19 protein-coding genes are annotated in these 20,254 nt (G+C 68.3%); 8 read left to right on the top strand and 11 right to left on the bottom strand.

What is annotated here, in order from left to right; genetic code table 11:
• Positions 1-252 precede the first annotated feature (252 nt).
• Positions 253-885, bottom strand: coding sequence for an HAD family hydrolase (locus OG440_RS18680; RefSeq protein WP_406007951.1), 633 nt, complete (start codon positions 883-885; stop codon positions 253-255).
• A 196-nt stretch (positions 886-1,081) separates the two neighbouring features.
• On the opposite strand from OG440_RS18680, the gene OG440_RS18675 reads away from it, so the two are divergent.
• Positions 1,082-1,948, top strand: coding sequence for a GNAT family N-acetyltransferase (locus OG440_RS18675; RefSeq protein ID WP_406007950.1), 867 nt, complete (start codon positions 1,082-1,084; stop codon positions 1,946-1,948).
• A 70-nt stretch (positions 1,949-2,018) separates the two neighbouring features.
• Here OG440_RS18675 and OG440_RS18670 read toward each other — a convergent pair whose 3' ends face one another.
• Together OG440_RS18670 and OG440_RS18665 are read right to left on the bottom strand one after the other, a co-directional pair.
• Entirely contained in the window at positions 2,019-2,438 is a 420-nt protein-coding gene (locus OG440_RS18670; protein WP_406007949.1) for a heme-binding protein, read from the bottom strand.
• Positions 2,439-2,675: 237 nt separating this feature from the next.
• Positions 2,676-3,902 (bottom strand): MFS transporter, encoded by a 1,227-nt coding sequence (locus tag OG440_RS18665; RefSeq protein WP_406007948.1) that lies wholly within the window; start codon positions 3,900-3,902, stop codon positions 2,676-2,678.
• A gap of 141 nt (positions 3,903-4,043) precedes the next feature.
• Between OG440_RS18665 and OG440_RS18660 the strand changes: the two genes are divergently transcribed.
• Together OG440_RS18660 and OG440_RS18655 are read left to right on the top strand one after the other, a co-directional pair.
• Entirely contained in the window at positions 4,044-4,517 is a 474-nt protein-coding gene (locus OG440_RS18660) for a MarR family winged helix-turn-helix transcriptional regulator (protein WP_406007947.1), read from the top strand.
• Positions 4,518-4,527: 10 nt separating this feature from the next.
• Positions 4,528-4,980, top strand: a complete 453-nt coding sequence (locus OG440_RS18655; protein ID WP_406007946.1) for a GNAT family N-acetyltransferase — start codon at positions 4,528-4,530, stop codon at positions 4,978-4,980.
• 68 nt (positions 4,981-5,048) lie between these two features.
• Here OG440_RS18655 and OG440_RS18650 read toward each other — a convergent pair whose 3' ends face one another.
• Together OG440_RS18650 and dnaB are read right to left on the bottom strand one after the other, a co-directional pair.
• Entirely contained in the window at positions 5,049-6,434 is a 1,386-nt protein-coding gene (locus OG440_RS18650) for a serine hydrolase domain-containing protein (protein WP_406007945.1), read from the bottom strand.
• A 59-nt stretch (positions 6,435-6,493) separates the two neighbouring features.
• A complete protein-coding gene (gene dnaB, locus OG440_RS18645; protein WP_406007944.1) occupies positions 6,494-7,972 on the bottom strand; it encodes a replicative DNA helicase in 1,479 nt (492 codons plus the stop codon).
• Between the two features lie 459 nt (positions 7,973-8,431).
• On the opposite strand from dnaB, the gene OG440_RS18640 reads away from it, so the two are divergent.
• Positions 8,432-9,769 (top strand): MATE family efflux transporter, encoded by a 1,338-nt coding sequence (locus OG440_RS18640; protein ID WP_406007943.1) that lies wholly within the window; start codon positions 8,432-8,434, stop codon positions 9,767-9,769.
• A 152-nt stretch (positions 9,770-9,921) separates the two neighbouring features.
• Here OG440_RS18640 and rplI read toward each other — a convergent pair whose 3' ends face one another.
• From rplI to rpsF, 4 genes are all read right to left on the bottom strand, one after another.
• Complete coding sequence (gene rplI, locus OG440_RS18635; RefSeq protein ID WP_020130673.1) at positions 9,922-10,368, bottom strand: 50S ribosomal protein L9; 447 nt, start codon at positions 10,366-10,368, stop codon at positions 9,922-9,924.
• Between the two features lie 18 nt (positions 10,369-10,386).
• Positions 10,387-10,623 (bottom strand): 30S ribosomal protein S18, encoded by a 237-nt coding sequence (gene rpsR, locus OG440_RS18630; RefSeq protein WP_406007942.1) that lies wholly within the window; start codon positions 10,621-10,623, stop codon positions 10,387-10,389.
• Positions 10,624-10,705: 82 nt separating this feature from the next.
• Positions 10,706-11,317 (bottom strand): single-stranded DNA-binding protein, encoded by a 612-nt coding sequence (locus OG440_RS18625; protein ID WP_406007941.1) that lies wholly within the window; start codon positions 11,315-11,317, stop codon positions 10,706-10,708.
• Between the two features lie 78 nt (positions 11,318-11,395).
• Positions 11,396-11,686 (bottom strand): 30S ribosomal protein S6, encoded by a 291-nt coding sequence (gene rpsF, locus OG440_RS18620; RefSeq protein WP_006604399.1) that lies wholly within the window; start codon positions 11,684-11,686, stop codon positions 11,396-11,398.
• A gap of 286 nt (positions 11,687-11,972) precedes the next feature.
• On the opposite strand from rpsF, the gene OG440_RS18615 reads away from it, so the two are divergent.
• The 3 genes from OG440_RS18615 to OG440_RS18605 all read left to right on the top strand — a co-directional run bounded on the left by OG440_RS18615 (position 11,973) and on the right by OG440_RS18605 (position 14,738).
• Positions 11,973-12,284 carry a hypothetical protein gene (locus OG440_RS18615; protein WP_406007940.1) on the top strand — a complete coding sequence of 104 codons (312 nt, stop codon included), beginning with the start codon at positions 11,973-11,975 and terminating at the stop codon, positions 12,282-12,284.
• Between the two features lie 216 nt (positions 12,285-12,500).
• Positions 12,501-13,622, top strand: coding sequence for a peptidoglycan bridge formation glycyltransferase FemX (gene femX / locus OG440_RS18610; RefSeq protein ID WP_406007939.1), 1,122 nt, complete (start codon positions 12,501-12,503; stop codon positions 13,620-13,622).
• An 84-nt stretch (positions 13,623-13,706) separates the two neighbouring features.
• The gene (locus tag OG440_RS18605) at positions 13,707-14,738 is read left to right on the top strand and encodes an alanine racemase (RefSeq protein WP_057606322.1); all 1,032 of its coding nucleotides are present in this window, start codon (positions 13,707-13,709) and stop codon (positions 14,736-14,738) included.
• 149 nt (positions 14,739-14,887) lie between these two features.
• On the opposite strand, the gene OG440_RS18600 is transcribed toward OG440_RS18605, so the two are convergent.
• Positions 14,888-16,390: a glycosyltransferase family 87 protein gene (locus OG440_RS18600; RefSeq protein ID WP_406007938.1), complete on the bottom strand. Its 1,503-nt coding sequence runs from the start codon at positions 16,388-16,390 to the stop codon at positions 14,888-14,890.
• Positions 16,391-16,521: 131 nt separating this feature from the next.
• Complete coding sequence (locus tag OG440_RS18595) at positions 16,522-19,200, bottom strand: transglycosylase domain-containing protein (protein WP_406007937.1); 2,679 nt, start codon at positions 19,198-19,200, stop codon at positions 16,522-16,524.
• Positions 19,201-19,553: 353 nt separating this feature from the next.
• On the opposite strand from OG440_RS18595, the gene OG440_RS18590 reads away from it, so the two are divergent.
• On the top strand, positions 19,554-20,237 hold the full coding sequence (locus OG440_RS18590) for a helix-turn-helix transcriptional regulator (RefSeq protein ID WP_406007936.1): 684 nt from the start codon (positions 19,554-19,556) through the stop codon (positions 20,235-20,237).
• Positions 20,238-20,254 lie beyond the last annotated feature (17 nt).

The following is a 20,254-nucleotide window of genomic DNA, read 5'->3' as shown; positions in this document are numbered from 1 at the left end:
GCGCTCTTACCGCAGCTTCCCATCCCGCCCGGACGCCTCGGTCACTTCACCGGAAAGGCGGGTCTTCGATCTCTCCGTCCCGTTAAGCTGCGTTGCCCTGTTCTCGGCTCGCGCCACATCCATGCGTCACGTCGTGCGCACCTCTTTCCGGAAGCGAACCCGAGTCGACCATACCGGCCGCCGTCCGCCACGCAAGTCGCCCCTTCCGCCCCCGGGATGCGTTGGGCCCGCGACCCGCGGGTTTCTCCTCAATCAGCCGTCTCCGCGCACCAATTCATAGGCGCCCCACAGATCTTTCCCCACGTAGGAGTGGGTCGCGAGGCCCGACAGACGACGGTCCGAGTTGACCGCCACGGACACCGGCACGGCCCCGAACAGATCCATGTCGGAGAGCGAATCTCCATAAGCGACACAGTCGTCCCGCGTCACTCCGAACTCCGCGCAGAGCCGGTCGGCGATCGCCACCTTCGCCGCCGCACTGAGCACTCCCGCCGTGTCCATGGGCTCGATGAACGGGAGCGCCGGGAAGCGGGATCCATAAGCCGCGTGCGCGCCCCAACCGGTGAGTCTTTCCACGAAGAAGGAAGGCGAGAGCGACACGACCGCGCAGTACTCCCCCCTGCGCCTGATCTCGGCCCAGACCTCGCGAATGCGTGCCAACCACGGTGCCCCTTCGAAAGCAGCCGTCACATGCTCCTCGGTGAGCTGCGCCCAAAGGTCGTACACCTGCGTCGCGTACTCCGGCGGCTCGATCAACCCCGCCGAGATCGACCGCTCCAGCAGCACCGTCTCGGCCTCCAGGCCGAGTTGGCGTGAGATCTCCAACGGGGCGGACGTCCCGTGCAGCAGCGTGCCGTCAAGGTCGAAGAGGTGAAGTCTCGCCATGGCCCGAGGCTAACGGGCCGGCTTGACACCCCGGTCGGAGTTCTCGGACTGCTGTTCGCCGCTGTTTCACGTGAAACACTCCCGCGCCGCCGTCGCGCCGGCGTGGGCGGTGGTGTCCCATGACATGGCCTGAAGCACGTACGTCCCAGGGGAATCAGGTGGACGCCGACAGCACGGGTCGGACAGCCTGACCTGCGTGCCGACTCCCTCCCTCACGCCGCTCCCCATCCGCCGCCTGACGCACCGCGATCTCGCCGACTGCGCCGACCTGTCCGAGGACCGGGGGTGGCCACGCGAGGATCACAAGTGGGGCCTGCTCCTCTCGGCCGGAACTGGTTACGGCATCGACGACCCCGAAGGCGGACTCGTCAGCGCCTGTGTCGTCACCGAGTACGGCCCGCACGGCCGCCCCACCCTCGGAGCCATCGGCATGGTGCTGGTGGCCGAGCGGCACGCCCGGCAGGGCATCGGCCGACGGCTGATGCGGCACGCGGTCTCCGTGATGGGCACCACGCCACTGACCCTTCACGCCACACCGAACGGCCGTCCGCTCTACGAGGAGCTGGGCTTCAAGACCACAGGCCGGGCGGAAATGGTGCGGGGGTATCTCACGCCGGACGGGACGGCGTCGGACGTCGTCACCCGTGCCGCCACGGCGGAGGACCTCACCGCGATCCTCCGGCTCGACGAGGTGGTCTTCGGCGCCGATCGGACGCATGTGATCGCTCGGCTGCCCGCCTTCGCGGACCGATTGCGGGTCGCCGAGGACGGTGGCCGGATCATCGGTTACGCGGCCGCATGGCCCAACATGGACACCCAGGTCGTGGGCCCGCTGATCGCCAGGGACACGAAGACCGCGAAGGCCCTGCTGGCCTCGCTGGCGGCCTTCACTGATCGCCCTCTGCGCACCGACATCGACGTCCGGCACGAGGAACTGCTGGAGTGGGTGAAGGAACGAGGCCTGGAACCCGTCGCCTTCAACGCCGTGATGACCCACGGGATCGCGGAGTTGCCGGGCGACTGGCGCCGCCGGTTCGCTCCGCTGACCGTGGCGGCCGGCTGAGGCCGCGAGCACGACAGAACGCCGGTTGCCGCGATGGTCGGGAACCGGCGTTCTTCGTGGACGCGGCAGGTCAGGCGAGCGTCTCCACGGCTGCCGTGGCGAAGCCGTGGTCCTGCTCCGGGGCGCCGCCTCCGACGCCGATGGCGCCGATCAGACGGCCGTCGCGGCGCACCGGCACGCCACCCGCGATGAACAGCAGCGGCCGGTCGAGCGCGGTGGGCAGGGTGTGGAAGAGGCCGCCGGGCTGCACGGCGTCGACGAGGTCGGCGGTGGGCGCGTTCAGCTGAAGCGCCGTGTACGCCTTACGCGTGCTCGTCTCCCCGGAGATCAGTACGGCCCGGTCATCGCGCCGGAAGGCCAGCAGATGGCCGCCGGCGTCGAGAACGGTGACGCTGACCGTGACCCCGGCGCCCTCGGCGGCACGGCGAGCGGCCGAGACCAGGGCTTCGGCGTCGTGAATGGTCAGGGGCGCGGCGGTGGTGGTGCTCATGAGGGGACTTCTCCTTGCGATGCTGTCGAGGCTGAGCGAGGTTCGGCCTGACCGCGATCTCGGCGATGCCGAGGGCCGATGCGGTCGAGGTGTGGGCCGTGGAGGATGAGGGATGAACGCCGGTCGCGGTCTCGGCATGGGCGGCGGGTGCCCGGCAGGGCTTCACCTCTGGCGGCGGGCATCCTGCCAGCCGTCAGGCTTCGCCGCTGGACAGCGGGCTCCCGCTGGCGCCGGGCTTTACCGCTGGACGGCCGTCTGCCGCTCGGCGGGCGATCCACCGGCGACCACGGCACTGGGGGCGCCGGCATCGCCACGGGCGTTGTCGCGGCGTTCCAGCGCGGCCGAGGCGACGGCGAGGAGCAGGGCGCCCGCGGCGAGGGCGGCGCCGACCCAGTTCGGGGCGGTGTAGCCCATGCCTGCCGCGATGACGAGGCCACCGAGCCAGGCGGACAGCGCGTTGCCGAGGTTGAAGGCACCGATGTTCACCGCCGAGGCCAGCGTCGGCGCGCCGTGGGCCTGGTCCAGGACGCGCTTCTGGAGCGGCGGGACGGTGGCGAAGCCCAGGGCGCCGATCAGGACGATCGTGACGGCCGCCAGGACCTTGTTGTGGGCGGTGAGCGTGAAGAGCGCCAGGACGACGGCCAGGGCGCCCAGAGACACGTACAGCATCGGCATCAGCGCGCGGTCGGCGTACTTGCCGCCGACGAGGTTGCCGCCGACCATGCCGAGCCCGAAGAGCACCAGCAGCCAGGCGACGGATCCGTCGGCGAAGCCGGCCACGTGCGTCATCATCGGCGCGATGTAGGTGACGGCCGCGAAGACACCGCCGAAGCCGAGGACGGTCATCGCCATGGCGAGCACCACCTGGGTGTTCTTGAAGGCCGCCAGCTCGTGCCGCAGGCGGACCCCCTCGGCCCGCGGCATCTCGGGGACGAGTTTGGCGATGCCGACCAGCCCCACGACCCCGAGCACGGCGACGATGGCGAAGGTGACGCGCCACCCGACGCTCTGTCCGACGAGTGTGCCCAGGGGAACACCCACGACGTTGGCGACGGTGAGCCCGGTGAACATCATCGCGATAGCCCCGGCCTTCTTGTCCGGAGCGACCAGGTCCGCGGCGACGACCGCGCCGATGCCGAAGAAGGCTCCGTGGGCGAGTGAGGCGACCACACGGCCGATCAGCATCACGGCGAACGAGGGGGCGACGGCGGAGAGCAGGTTGCCGGCGATGAACAGGCCCATGAGCAGCATCAGCATCCGCTTGCGGGGGACCTTGGTGCCGAGAACCGTCATGAGCGGGGCACCGAACACGACGCCGAGCGCGTAGCCCGTCACGAGGAAGCCGGCCGTGGGGATGGAGACTCCGAAGTCGCTCGCGACCTCGGGCAGCAGGCCCATGATCACGAACTCGGTCGTTCCGATTCCGAAGGCCCCGATCGCGAGGGCCAGAAGCGCGAGAGGCATAGAGGGTGACACCTTCCCAGACGATTGCAGATGCGCTTTGCGTGCGTCCACAATAGTTGCAGACGCGGGTTATCTGCAACCGCCGTATTTTGCGGGATTGCTCTATCCTGGTGTCAGCCGCTCCGGGACGGAGGAGACCCCATGACTGCCACGGACCCCGCGCTCACCGCTCTCGCCCAGGGCTGGTGCGCCCTCTCCCTGCTGCACGGGAGAATCGAGGCCCACATCGAGCGCGCGCTACAGACCCGGCACGACCTGAGCGTGCGCGAGTACTCCCTGCTCGACGTGCTCAGCCGACAGCACGACGGCGCCGGGGGACATCTGCAGATGAAGCAGGTGGCCGACGCGGTCGTCCTCAGCCAGAGCGCGACCACCCGGCTGGTGACCCGGCTCGAGGACCGCGGGCTGCTCGAGCGCTACCTGTGCCCCACCGACCGCCGTGGCATCTACACCAACGTCACCGAAGCCGGCCTGAAGCTGCTCTCCGAAGCCCGTCCGACCAACGACGCCGCCCTGCGCGAGGCACTCGACGAAGCCGCCGAGAACGCGGAACTGGCCCCGTTGGTACGGGTCGTGGAGTCACTGAAAGCGCCGGTCGCCGCCTTGGGCACATAGGGTTGCGCGCATGGGAGATCTTGAAATACGGGCCGCTGTCGCCGCCGACATCCCGGCGATCGTCGGCATGCTCGCGGATGACGCCCTGGGTGCACAGCGCGAGTCGCCGGACGATCTCGGTCCCTATCTGACCGCGTGGGAACGGCTGGCCGCCGACCCGAACCAGCGTCTGGTCGTCGCGGTCCGCGAGGGGCGAGTCGTCGGGACGCTCCAGCTGACGATCGTTCCGGGCCTGTCCCGGCGCGGCTCGACCAGGTCGATCATCGAAGGCGTGCGGGTGCACGCCGACGAGCGCGGCAGCGGCCTCGGCACACGGTTCATCGAGTGGGCGATCGAGGAATCCCGGCGCGAGAACTGCCAGTTGGTGCAGCTCACCTCCGACAGCACGCGCACCGACGCCCACCGCTTCTACGAGCGCCTGGGCTTCGTCGCCTCACATGTGGGCTTCAAGCTCCAGCTCTGAAAATGGCGAGCCCGAAGAAGGAAGCGCCTTGTTTCACGTGAAACAAGGCGCTTCCTTCTCGTGCGCGCCTAGGCGATGCCCCGCCAGCCCTCCGGGTCGATGCCACCGGGCACAGCGGCCCCCTCCTCGTACGGCTGACGCGTGAACACGAAGGACCCGAGGTCCAGGTGGTCCACGCTCCCGTCCTGCCGCCGTACGGCCCGCAGGAGCTCTCCGGCGTAGTAGCCCTCCAGCCCGGTCCAGGTGCCGTCTCCGTTCGGCCTGAAGCGGGAGCGCCTGCCGGCACCGGACAACGGCCCCAGGGAGACCAGCCCGTCGGCCGTCACCCGCAGGGCGAAGGAACTCGTTCCCCAGTGCCACTGACCGGCCAACTCCAGGACCGCGGGGTCCACCTCCCGCAACGGACGCCACGGTTCGGGGATGCGCGGCTCGGCTTCGGCGACGATCCGTACGAGATCGGCGGCCACCTGGGACGTCATAAGGCCGGACGTGCAGTTGGCGAGCACCACCGCGGCCACGTCGTCGGCCACCCCGACGGTGAGGGTGGCCAGGAAGCCCGGCACCGAGCCGGAGTGGCCCACGAGCAACCGGCCGTCCCGATGCTGGACCTGTAGCCCGAGTCCGTAGGCGGCTCCGTCCGCCACATCCGGCAGCCCGGCCGGTGCCGCGGGCGTCCACATCTCGCGCAGGGTCTCGGCGCTCAGGACGCGGTCGTCGCCCCGGGCCAGGAAGGCGGCGAATCGCGCGAGGTCGCCGGCCGTGGACCACAGCTGGCCTGCCGCCGCCATCCGTCCGAAGTCCTCAACGGGTTCGGGCAGCAGCACGTCGGCCCAGGGATGAACCGCCCAGCCGCCGGCGGCCGGAGCCTGCGAACGGACCGTCGTACGGTCGAGACCCAGAGGCTCGAGCACTTCCCGTCGCAGCACCTCTTCCCAGGGCGCCCCACGAAGCTTCTCCACCAGAGCACCCAGGAGCGCGTAACCGGGGTTCGAGTAGTGGTGGCGTCGGCCGACCGGAAACAGGGCCGCCTCCTCGCCGAGGACGTCGGCGAGCCCCGGCCGCAGCGAGCCCGGAGTCCGCTCCCACCAGGGGCCGGGCGACTCAGCCGCCAACCCACCGGTGTGGGCGAGCAGTTGAGCAATTGTGGCCTCGCCCGCACCGGTTCCGGGCAGATGTTTCTCCAGCGGGTCCTCGAGGTCGAGCACGCCCTCGTCGCGCAGTCGCAGTACGAGCACGGCGGTGAAGGTCTTGGTGATCGAGCCGATCCGGTACTGCACGTTCTCGTCCGGTGCGTGCCCGTCGACCGAGGTCCGCGCCCCGTGCCACACGGCCCGCCCGTCCCGTACGACCGCCGCGACGAGCGACGGGGCCCGCCCCTCGGTCTGGGCCACGGCGATCCGGTGCAGCAGCGCCCGCCGGGTGCCGGGAAGCAGCTCTTCCTGAGGTGTTGTCATGGGCTCAGTCCACCCGCCCGCACGGCCGGCGTCGAGCTCATTTCGCCCGGGACACCGGATCAGGTCTGCGCCATGTCCACGAAGCGGGAGTAGTGGCCCTGGAACGCGACGGTGATCGTGGCCGTCGGGCCGTTACGGTGCTTGCCCACGATGATGTCCGCCTCGCCCGCGCGCGGAGATTCCTTCTCGTAGGCGTCCTCACGGTGCAGCAGGATCACCATGTCGGCGTCCTGCTCGATGGAGCCGGACTCACGCAGGTCGGACACCATCGGCTTCTTGTCCGTGCGCTGTTCGGGACCACGGTTGAGCTGCGACAGCGCGATCACCGGGACTTCCAGCTCCTTGGCCAGCAGCTTGAGGTTTCGGGACATGTCCGAGACCTCCTGCTGACGGCTTTCGGAGCGCTTGGAGCCACCGGCCTGCATCAGCTGGAGATAGTCGATGATCACGAGCTTGATGTCGTTGCGCTGTTTCAGCCGGCGGCACTTGGCCCGGATCTCCATCATCGACAGGTTCGGGGAGTCGTCGATGTACAGCGGTGCGGAGGAGACCTCGGGCATCCGGCGCGCCAGACGGGTCCAGTCCTCGTCCGTCATGGTGCCGGAACGCATGTGGTGCAGGGCGACGCGTGCCTCGGCCGACAGCAGGCGCATCGCGATCTCGTTGCGCCCCATTTCCAGGGAGAAGATGACGCTGGGCAGGTTGTGCTTGATCGACGCCGCGCGCGCGAAGTCCAGCGCGAGCGTCGACTTGCCCATGGCCGGTCGTGCCGCGATGACGATCATCTGGCCCGGGTGCAGACCGTTGGTGAGCGAGTCGAGGTCGGTGAACCCGGTGGGCACACCCGTCATCTCGCCGCTGCGTGAGCCGATCGCCTCGATCTCGTCGAGGGCGCCCTCCATGATGTCGCCGAGGGGGAGGTAGTCCTCGCTGGTGCGCTGCTCGGTGACCGCGTAGATCTCGGCCTGGGCGCGGTTGACGATCTCGTCGACGTCGTCGTCGCCCGCGTATCCCATCTGCGTGATGCGGGTGCCGGCCTCGACCAGACGCCGCAGCACGGCCCGCTCGTGGACGATCTCCGCGTAGTACTCGGCGTTGGCGGCTGTCGGCACCGTCTGCACGAGCGTGTGCAGATAGGACGCGCCGCCGACCTTGTTGATCTCGCCGCGCTTGGTGAGCTCGGCGGCGATCGTGATGGGGTCGGCCGGCTCGCCCTTGGCATAGACGTCCAGGACGGCCTGGAAGATCGTCTCGTGCGCGGGCTTGTAGAAGTCGTGGCCCTTGAGGACCTCGACCACGTCCGCGATGGCGTCCTTGGACAGCAGCATGCCGCCGAGGACGGACTGTTCGGCGTCGAGGTCCTGCGGCGGTACCCGCTCGAAGGCGGTACCCCCGCCTTCCCACTCCCCGCTGTCCCGGCCGCGATCGTGCTGTTCGTCACGACCGCGCCCCCCTTCGCCACGCCGCCGGGCCGGAGGCAGACGATCGCTGGGCCCGCTGTCGGCCCACGGGTCGTCCAAGGGCTCGGAAATGCTCACCGAGCCACCTCCTCCCGTCCGCCGAGCGGACCTCGCCATGCCTTTCTTTCTACGGCACGGCACTGACAATTGAGAGCGCCAACTCCGGTTGTGGAGCGTCGGTTTTATGAGGGTTTCCTCGGCCGACGGACGGAGCGGGCGCCGAACCACGGTAGGCCCGTCTGCACCGTCAGCCAATCTGGTTATCCACAGGCCATGTGGACGACGGCCCCGATGCTGTGGGTAACTCCGCAAAACCTGTGCACGACCCGGTGGACAGCCCTGTGAACAAGCCCTCGACTTTTCTTGCCAGACCTCTCTGACCTGCACTTTCCCCATCCACCGGCTGTGCAGAAGAAAAAGTTGCCCGGTCGGACCAAGATCTCGTCGAACGACGCGCGAGAGGATACGCGACACAAGGAGAGGTAAGGGTCACACCAGGACTGGATCTCTTACCTGTGGACGATTAGATTGGTGCTCATGACACAGGCTCCCGCGCCCCCCGAGGCGGTCCGCCGGAAGCACGATCGCGAGATCGTCGCACTGGCCGTCCCGGCCTTCGGCGCACTCGTCGCCGAGCCGCTCTTCGTCCTCGCCGACAGTGCGATCGTCGGCCATCTGGGCACACCCCAACTGGCCGGACTCGGCATCGCCTCCGCGCTTCTCACGACAGCCGTCAGCGTCTTCGTCTTCCTCGCCTACGCCACCACCGCCGCCGTCGCACGCCGCGTGGGCGCGGGCGACCTGCCGGCAGCCATCCGGCAGGGCATGGACGGCATCTGGCTGGCGCTGCTGCTCGGCGTCGCCGTGATCGCGGCCACCCTGCCCACGGCCCCGGCACTCGTGGACCTCTTCGGGGCCTCGGACAGCGCCGCCCCGTTCGCCACCACCTATCTGCGCATATCGGCTCTCGGGATCCCGGCCATGCTGGTCGTGCTGGCCTCGACCGGCGTCCTGCGCGGACTGCAGGACACAAGGACACCGCTGTACGTCGCCGTCGCGGGCTTCGTCGCCAACGCCGTACTGAACGTCGGCCTCGTCTACGGCGCAGGTCTCGGCATCGCCGGCTCCGCCTGGGGCACCGTGATCGCCCAGTGGGGCATGGCCGTCGTCTACCTTGCTGTGGTGGTCCGAGGAGCCCGGCGCCATGGCGCCTCTCTGCGCCCCGACGCCGCCGGCATCAGAGCCTCCGCCCAGGCGGGGGTTCCCCTGTTGGTCCGCACGCTCTCGCTGCGGGCCATTCTGATGATCGCCACCGCCGTGGCCGCCCGCCTCGGGGACGACGACATCGCGGCGCACCAGATCGCTCTGGGCTTGTGGAGCCTGCTCGCCTTCGCGCTGGACGCCATCGCCATAGCCGGTCAGGCCATCATCGGGCGCTACCTCGGTGCCGAGGACGCCCAAGGCGCCCGTGCCGTCTGCCGCCGCATGGTCCAGTGGGGCATCGCCGTGGGTGTCGTACTCGGCCTGCTGGTCGTGATCACCCGACCTCTGTTCCTGCCGCTCTTCACCGGCGACCCCGCGGTGAAGGAGGCCGCGCTGCCCGCTCTTCTCGTGGTGGCGCTCTCCCAGCCCGTCTGCGGCATCGTCTTCGTACTCGACGGCGTGCTGATGGGTGCGGGAGACGGCCCCTACCTCGCCTGGGCGATGGTGCTCACCCTGGCGATCTTCACTCCGGTGGCCCTGCTGGTGCCGGTTCTCGGCGGCGGTCTCACCGCGGTGTGGGGAGCGATGACGCTGATGATGACAGTCCGGATGCTGACCCTCTGGATGCGCGCCCGCTCCGGCCGCTGGGTCATCACCGGCGCCACCCGCTGACCGTTTCACGTGAAACCGGCGGTCACGTGCATCTGCGGTCGTGTGAAACCGCCGATCGCACAGGGCCCGACGTTTCACGTGAAACAAGCAAGCGGAAGGGGCCGCACCCGAGGGTGCGGCCCCTTCTCGGCTCTTCGAGCCAAACGCGGCGATCAGGCCGCGACGACCTCGATGTTGACCTTGGCGGCAACCTCGGGGTGCAGACGCACGGACGTCTCGTGGGCGCCCAGGGTCTTGATCGCCGAGCCGAGCTCGATGCGGCGCTTGTCGACCTCGGGGCCACCGGCAGCCTTGATCGCGGACGCGATGTCGGCCGGGGTGACGGAACCGAAGAGACGACCGGCGTCGCCGGAGCGCACGGCCAGACGGACCTTCACGCCCTCGAGCTGGGCCTTCACAGAGTTGGCCTGCTCGATGGTCTGGATCTCGTGGATCTTGCGAGCGCGACGGATCTGCTCGACGTCCTTCTCGCCACCCTTGGTCCAGCGGATAGCGAAATTCCGCGGGATCAGGTAGTTGCGAGCGTAACCGTCCTTGACGTCGACGACATCGCCGGCGGCACCGAGGCCAGAGACCTCGTGAGTGAGGATGATCTTCATTAGTCGGTCACCCTTCCCTTATCGCGCCTGGGCGGTGTACGGCAGCAGCGCCATCTCACGGCTGTTCTTCACGGCCGTGGCGACGTCACGCTGGTGCTGCGTGCAGTTGCCGGTCACGCGGCGGGCACGAATCTTGCCGCGGTCGGAAATGAACTTCCGCAGCATGTTCGTGTCCTTGTAGTCCACGTACTTGACCTTGTCCTTGCAGAAAGCGCAGACCTTCTTCTTAGGCTTGCGCACAGGCGGCTTCGCCATGGTGTTTCTCCTGTGTGATCAAGAAGTTGGGATTCGACCCACCCTCGACCCGGACGCGCCCGGAGACCCGGGCGTGAACGGTCTAGAAGGGGGGTTCGTCCGAGTAGCCGCCGCCGGAACCGCTGGTGCCGCCGCCGGAGTTTCCACCCCAGCCGCCGCCACCGCTGCCGCCCTGCTGACCGCCGGCGGGAGCGCCGGTGGCCCACGGGTCGTCTGCGGGAGCGCTGCCGCCCTGCTGGCCGGCGCCGGAGTTTCCACCCCAGCCGCCACCCTGCTGGCCGCCACCGCCACCGCCGCCGTAACCACCCTGGCCGCCCTGGCCACCGCGGCCGGAGGCCTTGGTGACCTTGGCCGTGGCACTGCGCAGGCTGGCGCCGACTTCCTCGACGTCCAGTTCGTAGACCGTGCGCTTGACGCCCTCACGGTCCTCGTAGGACCGCTGCTTCAGCCGGCCCTGCACGATGACGCGCATGCCTCGCTGGAGCGACTCCGCGACGTTCTCCGCCGCCTGACGCCAGACCGAGCAGGTCAGGAACAGGCTCTCGCCGTCCTTCCACTCGTTCGTCTGACGGTCGAAGGTGCGGGGAGTGGACGCGACACGGAACTTCGCGACCGCCGCACCGGAGGGGGTGAAGCGCAGCTCGGGGTCGTCGACAAGATTGCCGACGACCGTGATGACGGTCTCGCCTGCCATGGGGGAACCTCTCGGCGGGTTTGCTGCTGGCTGCTAGTGCTGCTACTCAGAATCCCGAGATCAGCTGAGCGGGAGAGCTCAGTGGGTCTCGGGACGGAGGACCTTGGTCCGGAGGACCGACTCGTTCAGGTTCATCTGGCGGTCGAGCTCCTTGACGACCGCAGGCTCGGCCTGCAGGTCGATGACCGAGTAGATGCCCTCGGGCTTCTTCTTGATCTCGTACGAGAGACGACGGCGGCCCCAGGTGTCGACCTTCTCGACCTTTCCGTTGCCCTCACGGACGACGGAGAGGAAGTTCTCGATCAGCGGGGAGACAGCGCGCTCCTCGAGATCGGGGTCGAGGATGACCATCACTTCGTAGTGACGCATGTGGAACCCACCTCCTTTGGACTCAGCGGCCACGGTCGATCCGTGGCAGGAGGGTTGTGATGCGTACGCAACGGTATCGGCCGCCACTGACAATCGGGGGTCGGCAGGCGACTTCCCCACTCTCAGCTGGGCGGACTCCCTGGCAATGCCAGGACAGACACCGGTGCAGACGGTACAGACTACCTGCACCCACGCTTCCGGTTGAAATCCGGCGTGGATGACCGTCAGTCTGTACACGTCGGGTGTGTATGGCGCTACGATGCGCCGCTTCCGCAGGAGGTGCCCCATGGCACAGGCATTGCGACCCAATACCGCCGGATCTCTCTTCGCCACCGACGGGAGAGCCCATCCAGTGCAGGACACCTTGCTGGCGGTCACGCTGGTGCTCGGTGTGACGGCCTTCATCACGTCGTTCTTCCACAGCCTCCATCTGCTCAGCTCCTGGGCCGGCCTGGTGGGCATCCTGACCGGCGCGTACGGACAGTGGATCTCCGAGACCACCCGTGAGCGCTTTGGTCTGATCCTGGGTCTCGGTGCCGCGGCCCTCGGCTTCTTCATCGGAATGGCCCACGGCGGCCTCTTCGGCGGAATCTGGTGACCGGACCGGTGCGGACGGTGCCCGCACCACGGACACCGTCCGCACCGCAAACCACGTAGGACACCTACGAATCAGGACGGAACGCCCCGGCCGAGCACGGGCCGGGGCGCAGGTTCCGTACGCCCAGTCGGGCCGCTCGAAAGGCGCAGTAGGCTTCGGCGCGAGAGCCGGAGCCCCTGTACCCATGGGGACACACCAGCCCGAGGAGCGCCCGGAATGAGCCTGACCCTGAGGACGATCAGCCGCGAGCAGCATCTGGCATACATCCAGAGTCTGCCGTCGGCGAGCCACATGCAGGTTCCGGCCTGGGCCGACGTCAAGGCCGAGTGGCGTTCGGAGAGCCTGGGCTGGTTCGACGAGCGCAACGGTGAACTGGTCGGCGTGGGCCTCGTCCTCTACCGCCAACTGCCCAAGATCAAGCGCTACCTGGCCTACCTTCCCGAGGGCCCGGTCATCAACTGGTACGCGCCGAATCTGACCGACTGGCTGGAACCGATGCTCGCGCACCTCAAGCAGCAGGGCGCCTTCTCGGTGAAGATGGGCCCGCCGGTGATCATCCGGCGCTGGGAGGCCGTGTCCATCAAGGCGGGCATCCAGAGCCCGGACGTGAAGCGACTGCGCGACATCGAGGCCGACTTCATCGAGCCGCGCGCCTTCGAGGTGGCCGACAAGCTGCGCCGCATGGGCTGGCAGCAGGGCGAGGACGGTGGCGCCGGCTTCGGCGACGTCCAGCCGCGCTACGTCTACCAGGTGCCGCTGGCCAATCGTTCCCTCGAAGAGGTCCACAAGAACTTCAACCAGCTGTGGCGCCGCAACATCAAGAAGGCCGAGAAGGCCGGCGTCGAGGTCGTCCAGGGCGGCTACCACGACCTCGAGGAGTGGCAGCGGCTGTACGAGATCACGGCCGTGCGGGACCACTTCCGGCCGCGCCCGCTGTCCTACTTCCAGCGCATGTGGTCGGCCCTCAACACCGAGGACCCCAACCGCATGCGGCTGTACTTCGCCCGCCACAACGGTGTGAACCTCTCGGCGGCGACGATGCTGATCGTCGGCGGCCATGTCTGGTACTCCTACGGCGCGTCCGACAACATCGGCCGTGAGTTCCGGCCGTCGAACGCGATGCAGTGGCGCATGCTGCGCGACGCCTACGCGCTCGGTGCGACCGTGTACGACCTGCGCGGCATCTCCGACTCGCTGGACGAGACGGACCACCTGTTCGGCCTGATCCAGTTCAAGGTCGGCACCGGCGGACAGGCCGCGGAGTACCTCGGCGAATGGGACTTCCCGCTGAACAAGCTGCTCCACAAGGCCCTCGACATCTACATGTCGCGCCGCTGACGTCACGTTCAGTGATTCCATACCTCTGACACCTCTGACGCGTTTCCCCACACCGCAGCCACGAGAAAGGTCCCAGGTCCGGCCATGGCGCTCACCCTCTACGTCGACACCGCGCGCTGGCGGGCGCATCACAAGCACGTGCAGGAGCAGTTCCCGGGACTCGTCCCGGTCTGCAAGGGCAACGGCTACGGCTTCGGGCACGACCGGCTGGCCGAGGAGGCCACCCGGCTCGGTTCGGACGTCCTCGCCGTCGGCACGACGTACGAGGCCGCGCGCATCAAGGACTTCTTCGGTGGCGACCTGCTCGTGCTGACGCCCTACCGGCGCGGTGAGGAGCCCGTCCCGCTGCCCGACCGCGTCGTGCGCTCGGTGTCGTCGATCGACGGCGTGTACGGCCTCGTGGGTGCCCGGGTGGTCATCGAGGTGATGTCGTCGATGAAGCGGCACGGCATCAGCGAGCAGGACCTGCCGCAGCTGCACGCCGCGATCGAGAACGTCAGGCTCGAGGGCTTCGCCATCCACCTCCCGCTGGACCGCACCGACGGCTCCGACGCCGTCGAGGAGGTCATCGGCTGGATGGACCGGCTGCGCGCGGCCCGGCTGCCGCTGCACACGATGTTCGTCAGCCACCTCAAGGCCGACGAACTCGCCCGGCTGCGGCAGCAGTTCCCGCAGACCCGCTTCCGCGCCCGTATCGGCACGCGGCTGTGGCTGGGGGACCACGAGGCCACCGAGTACCGCGGCGCCGTCCTCGACGTCACGCGGGTCTCCAAGGGGGACCGCTTCGGCTACCGGCAGCAGAAGGCGGCCTCCGACGGCTTCTTGGTGGTCGTGGCGGGCGGTACGTCGCACGGGGTGGGTCTGGAGGCCCCCAAGGCCCTGCACGGCGTCATGCCGCGCGCCAAGGGCGTCGCCCGGGCCGGCCTCGCCACGGTGAACCGGAACCTCTCCCCGTTCGTCTGGGGCGGCAAGCAGCGCTGGTTCGCCGAGCCGCCGCACATGCAGGTGTCCATCCTGTTCGTGCCCTCGGACGCGCCGGAGCCGCACGTCGGCGACGAACTGGTGGCCCATCTGCGGCACACCACCACACAGTTCGACCGGATCGTGGACCGCTGAGGCGCGAACGCCGAGCAGACGCGGCAAGGGGAAGGGCCGTACACGGAGTTCCGTGTACGGCCCTTCCCCTTGTCCTGCTTCCGGGCTCTGAAGCCTCGGCCGCTGCTCTGCTGCCCGGGGCCCTGAGTCCTTGACCGAGCCCTGTTCGCTCAGAGCGAACTGTCGGGAGTGGCCTTCTGCTTGCCCCAGTCGACCTGGGGACCGTCGAAGTGGGAGGCGTGCCGGGGCGGATGCGCCGCGGCGCCGAGAACGAAGACGTCCTCCGCCCCGTCGAGCACTCCGCCGGAGGGATCGTCGTCGCCCGCCTGCCGCACCACGTCCCGCTCCGGCATCAGGATGTCGCGCACGATCACGCCGCACAGGTAGAGCGTTCCCAGCAGGTGCACGCCGATGGCCCAGTGGTAGCCGTCGGTCGGCAGTCCCTTGTGGGCGTCTCCGCTCGTCGTGTACGCGAGGTACATCCAGATGCCCAGGAAGTAGGCGACCTCGCACGCCTGCCAGATCAGGAAGTCCCGCCACTTAGGCCGGGCCAGCACCGCCAGCGGCACCAGCCACAGGACGTACTGCGGCGAGTAGACCTTGTTGGTGAGGATGAAGGCGGCCACGATCAGAAAGGCCAGCTGGGCGAAGCGGGGCCGACGGGGCGCGGTCAGTGTCAGGACGACGATGCCCGCGGCGCACACCACGACGAGAAGCGTGGCGAGGGTGTTGACGCTGTCGGTGGTGAGGGGATCGCTGGAGTTCTGCGCCATGATCAGCCAGAAGGAGCCGAAGTCGACGCCCCGCTCCTGGCTGAAGCGGTAGAACTTCGACCACCCCTCGAAGGCGAAGAGCATGACGGGCAGGTTCACCACCAGCCAGGCGACGACCGCACCCCCCAGGGCCTTGCCGAAGTCCCGCCACTTCCCCGCGCGCCAGCACAGCACGAACAGGGGACCGAGGAGGAACACGGGATAGAGCTTGGCGGCCGTGGCGAGCCCCAGCAGGATGCCAAAGGCGAGGGGCCGGCTCCGCGACCACATGAGCATCGCCGCGGCCGTCAGGGCGACCGCCAGCAGGTCCCAGTTGATGGTCGCGGTCAACGCGAAGGCGGGCGCCAGGGCGACCAGCAGGCCGTCCCAGGGGCGCCGGGCGTGCGTCCGGGCCACGCAGACGGCGATGACGGCCGCGCAGGCCATCAGCATCCCTGCGTTGACCATCCAGTACCACTGCTCCTGGTCCTGGATGCTGCCGCTGCCCGGCGTCAGCCAGTTGGCCACCTCCATGAACACGCCGGTCAGCACCGGGTACTCGAGGTAGTCCATGTCGCCGGGGAGCTTGTCGAAGTACGGCACGAGTCCGTCGGCGAAACCGCGCCCTTGGTAGAGGTGCGGGATGTCCGAATAGCAGGCGTGCGTGTACTGGGTGGTGGCCCCGAAGAACCAGCCGCCGTTGTAGCAGGGCGCCTTCTGGATGAGTCCTAGGGCGAACATCCCGATCGCCACGAGCGCGATGATCCGTACGGGGGTCCACCAGGACGTCCCGAGCAGGGCCCGGCGACCGAGGGGACCGCCGATCAGCTCACTGCCGGCTGCGGCCACCGGGTCATCGCTGGTCGGCTTCACCGGATCCGGCTCGTGCACGCGCGTCGGCGTCGATTCTGCACTGGGCATGAGCGCCATCCTGCCGTACGGACCTAGGAAAAAGCCGAGGGCCGCCCCACCTCGTTCGGTGGAGCGGCCCTCGTTTCACGTGAAACATACGCATGTTTCACGTGAAACGCCCAAGAAGGACGACAGCGCGACTAGCCGCCTGGGCCTCCGAAGAAGCCGCCGTTTCCGTTGCCTCTGCTGTTCCCGTCCGATTCCGTGGCCGTCGGTGTCGGAGTGGTCTCCCCTGTCCCGCCGTTCTCGTTTCCGTTGGTCGTCCCGGCGCTGTCGTCCTGGCAGTCGAAGAAGTTCGAGCAGGTCTCGGACTCCGAAGGCGAGGGCTGGACCTGCGTCCTGCTGGGAGACGGGGACGGCGACGGCGACTCCTCTTCGGTCTCGGTGACCGAGGGCGTCGGAGTCGGAGACGGTTCCGCGTTCACGACCTCGCCGATCGGCTGGGGCTCGGGGAAGTCCTCCGCCTTCGTGCCCTTCAGCGCCTCGGCCATGTAGTCGTGCCAGATCTGCGCCGGGAACGAGGCGCCGTGGATCTTCTCCTGGCCACCCGTTCCGAACATCTTCAGGAACGTGCGGTTCTTGTTCGACTCGTCGTCGTCGTAGCGGAACATCGTGACCGCGGTCGACAGCTGCGGGGTGTAGCCCACGAACCAGGCCGACTTGTTGCCGTCGGTGGTGCCGGTCTTGCCGGCCACCTCTCGGCCGGGCAGCTGGGCGTTGGTACCGGTGCCCTTCTCGACGACCGTCTTCAGGACGTCCGTGACGTTGTCGGCGACCTTCGCGGTGAACGCCTGGTCCGTCTTGGTCTCGTGCGTGAAGATCTGGCCCTTCTCGCTCGTCACCTTCTCCACGGAGTAGGGATCACGCTGCTTGCCGCTGGCGGCGAAAGTCCCGTACGCGCCCGCCATGCGGATCGCGCTCGGGTCGGAGATGCCGATCGAGAACGACGGGAAGCCGCTGTTGGTCAGGCTGGACTCCTTCAGGCCCGCGCTGACTGCGGAATCCTTCACCTTGTCCAGACCGACGTCCATGCCGAGCTGCACGAAGGCGGAGTTCACCGACTCGCGCATCGCCTCCCGGAGGTCGATCTTGTACTTGGGCGGAGACCCCAGAGAGACGTTGCCGTCATTCGTCTGAAGCCACTCCTCGCCCTTCTCGTTCTTCCAGACCGAACCGTCGTAGTTCTCGATCTTGAGCTTGTTCTTGCCGCTGAAGAGGCTCTCGGGCGACACGATGGTGCGTTCGTCCTGCGCCTGCGAGGACCCCAGATCCGGATCCCGCACGCCCCACGTCATCGCGGCGGCCAGCACGAACGGCTTGAACGTCGACCCGACCTGGGCACCGGTCTGGTCGGCGTTGTCGGTGAAGTGCTTGGTGGCGTCCTCGCCGCCGTAGATGGCGCGGATGGCACCGGTGTCCGGTTCCACGGACGCTCCGCCGAACTGGACGTGCGTGTCCGTCTCCGGCCGTTCCTTCGGCTTGATGTTGGCCTTCTGGACCTTCGTGACCGCCTCGTCGAGCTCCTTGACCTTGTTCTTGTCGAAGGTCGTGTAGATCGAGTAGCCGCCCTGCTGGAGCAGGTCCTGGGTGATCCCGGTGTCCTTGCTGTTGGTGACCAGGTAACCGTTGGCGAGGTCGACGAGGTAGCCGATCTGGCCCTTCAGGTCGGTGTTCGAGCGCGGGTTCTGCCACCTGGGGAGGCTCGTGTACTCGGCGCGTACCGCCGCCTTCAAATGGCCGTACTCGACCATCTTGTCGAGGGTGTCCTGCATCTGGAGCAGGGCCCGCTTGCTGTTGGCAGCGGAGGTGGCGCCGACCGGGTCGACGGACGTCGTGCCGGCGGGGTCGTAGTACGTGGCGCCCTTCAGCATGGCGGCCAGGAACGCGCACTCGCCGGGGTTGAGCTTGATCGCGTCCTTGTTGAAGTAGGCGCGTGAGGCGGCCTGGATCCCGTAGGCGTTGCGCCCGTAGTACGCGGAGTTCAGGTAGCCGGCCATGATCTGGTCCTTGTCGACCTCGGCGCCCACCTTGATGGACACGAAGATCTCCTTGAACTTCCGGGAGATCGTCTGCGACTGGTCGTTCAGCATGGCGTTCTTGACGTACTGCTGGGTGATCGTCGATCCACCCTGCGTCTGGCCGCCCCGGGCCATGTTGAACACGGCACGGGCGATGCCCTTGGGGTCGATGCCGCTGTCGTCGTAGAAGGTCTTGTTCTCCTGCGAGATCACCGCCCAGCGCATCTCCTCGGGGATCTGCGAGAGGTCGATGTTCTGACGGTTCGTCTCACCACCGGTGGCAACCATCTGGCTGCCGTCCTTCCAGTAGTAGACGTTGTTCTGCGCCGTCGCCGTCTTGGCGACGTCCGGGATACCCACCATGGCGTAGCCGATGCCGGCCACGGCCACCAGACTGCCCACGAAGCCGACGAACAGACCCCCGACGAGCTTCCAGGACGGCATCCAGCGCTGCCAGCCGTACTTGCCGGCGCGCGGGTAGTCGATCAGGCGCTTGCTGTCGGGCGCCGGTCGCCCTCTGCCCCGTCCGGGGCCGGCCGGGGCTCCCCGACGGCCTCCTGTGGGCTCGGCCGCTCTACGCCGCCCGCCCGGGTCTCTCTGGGACGCGCGCCGGGCGTCGGCGCGGCTGCCTTGTGACGGCTCCTCGCCTCCGGCCCCGAGACCCAACCCGTAGTCGGAAGGAGATCCGGTGGCGCCTCGCGGTGCCGCGCGGCGGCCGGAGGACGGACCGGACTGGCCGCGTCGGGCCGCGGCACGTCCGCCTCCCTGCGGCTGCGGCGGTTTGCGACGGTGCTCGCTCATCGAACGATTACTCCTCGGGCAGGCGCATCCGTGCGCGCCTGGAAAGGGCGGCTGGTTTCCTGTCCCCCCGAAGTACGGATGCGGTCGGTCGCGCATTCACCCGTACTGCACCGAGGACCTCGACGCCCCCCGGCGTCTCATGGGTCCCGGTGGTGTGCATGGCGCACAGACTACGCACCGCCAAAACCCGCCTAGCCCCGAAGTTCATCCCAAACCAGGCAACTTGCCCTCAATGAATCGGTGATGTGACCCCGTTCACCCTCTTCCCTCTTGTCGCATCCGGAAGGCCGTTCTATCGTGCTGATGTATCGAGTCGATACATCAGCGCGACATAAGGCCGAGAGGAGGCGACGATGAGCCGGCGTGCCGGGATCCTCGAGTTCGCTGTCCTGGGCCTTCTCCGCGAGTCTCCGATGCACGGCTATGAGCTGCGCAAACGGCTCAATACGTCACTGGGTGTGTTCCGTGCCTTCAGTTACGGCACGCTCTACCCCTGCCTCAAGACGCTGGTCACCAACGGCTGGTTGATCGAGGAGCCGGGAAGCACCCACGAAGACGCCCTCGCCGCTCCACTCGCAGGGCGTCGCGCCAAGATCGTCTACCGATTGACGGCGGAGGGTAAGGAGCACTTCGAGGAGCTGCTCTCACAGACGGGTCCCGACGCGTACGAGGACGAGCACTTCGCCGCTCGTTTCGCGTTCTTCGGGCAGACGTCGCGCGATGTCCGCATGCGCGTACTAGAGGGCCGCCGCAGCCGGCTGGAGGAGCGCCTCGAGAAGATGCGCGCCTCCCTGGCGCGCACCCGGGAGCGCCTCGACGACTACACGCTTGAGCTCCAGCGCCACGGTATGGAGTCCGTGGAGCGCGAAGTGCGCTGGCTGAACGAGCTCATCGAGAGCGAGCGGGCCGGACGGGACCTGACAGGTTCCGCCTCCGGGGAGCCCGCTCAACAGAACACCACATCTGGATCGACGGGCGGCCTGCCCCGTCCCGGGGACACTCCCGGGACGGATCTGCCCGACGAAACCGCCACGTGAGCGCCCATGCAGGGCCT

The organism is Streptomyces sp. NBC_00637 (genome assembly GCF_045161545.1).
Lineage (GTDB): Bacteria > Actinomycetota > Actinomycetes > Streptomycetales > Streptomycetaceae > Streptomyces.
The sequence above is the reverse complement of the archived record's forward strand: the minus strand, read 5'-3'. Positions and strand labels throughout refer to the sequence as shown.

Coding starts and splice junctions, on each gene's coding strand:
- rpsF (WP_006604399.1), bottom strand. CDS start 11,686: ATGCGTCACTACGAAGTGATGGTCATCCTCGACCCCGATCTCGAGGAG.
- OG440_RS18640 (WP_406007943.1), top strand. CDS start 8,432: ATGACACAGGCTCCCGCGCCCCCCGAGGCGGTCCGCCGGAAGCACGAT.
- OG440_RS18615 (WP_406007940.1), top strand. CDS start 11,973: ATGGCACAGGCATTGCGACCCAATACCGCCGGATCTCTCTTCGCCACC.
- rpsR (WP_406007942.1), bottom strand. CDS start 10,623: ATGGCGAAGCCGCCTGTGCGCAAGCCTAAGAAGAAGGTCTGCGCTTTC.
- OG440_RS18590 (WP_406007936.1), top strand. CDS start 19,554: ATGAGCCGGCGTGCCGGGATCCTCGAGTTCGCTGTCCTGGGCCTTCTC.
- OG440_RS18670 (WP_406007949.1), bottom strand. CDS start 2,438: ATGAGCACCACCACCGCCGCGCCCCTGACCATTCACGACGCCGAAGCC.
- rplI (WP_020130673.1), bottom strand. CDS start 10,368: ATGAAGATCATCCTCACTCACGAGGTCTCTGGCCTCGGTGCCGCCGGC.
- OG440_RS18595 (WP_406007937.1), bottom strand. CDS start 19,200: ATGAGCGAGCACCGTCGCAAACCGCCGCAGCCGCAGGGAGGCGGACGT.
- OG440_RS18660 (WP_406007947.1), top strand. CDS start 4,044: ATGACTGCCACGGACCCCGCGCTCACCGCTCTCGCCCAGGGCTGGTGC.
- OG440_RS18625 (WP_406007941.1), bottom strand. CDS start 11,317: ATGGCAGGCGAGACCGTCATCACGGTCGTCGGCAATCTTGTCGACGAC.
- OG440_RS18605 (WP_057606322.1), top strand. CDS start 13,707: ATGGCGCTCACCCTCTACGTCGACACCGCGCGCTGGCGGGCGCATCAC.
- OG440_RS18600 (WP_406007938.1), bottom strand. CDS start 16,390: ATGCCCAGTGCAGAATCGACGCCGACGCGCGTGCACGAGCCGGATCCG.
- femX (WP_406007939.1), top strand. CDS start 12,501: ATGAGCCTGACCCTGAGGACGATCAGCCGCGAGCAGCATCTGGCATAC.
- OG440_RS18650 (WP_406007945.1), bottom strand. CDS start 6,434: ATGACAACACCTCAGGAAGAGCTGCTTCCCGGCACCCGGCGGGCGCTG.
- OG440_RS18665 (WP_406007948.1), bottom strand. CDS start 3,902: ATGCCTCTCGCGCTTCTGGCCCTCGCGATCGGGGCCTTCGGAATCGGA.
- OG440_RS18655 (WP_406007946.1), top strand. CDS start 4,528: ATGGGAGATCTTGAAATACGGGCCGCTGTCGCCGCCGACATCCCGGCG.
- OG440_RS18680 (WP_406007951.1), bottom strand. CDS start 885: ATGGCGAGACTTCACCTCTTCGACCTTGACGGCACGCTGCTGCACGGG.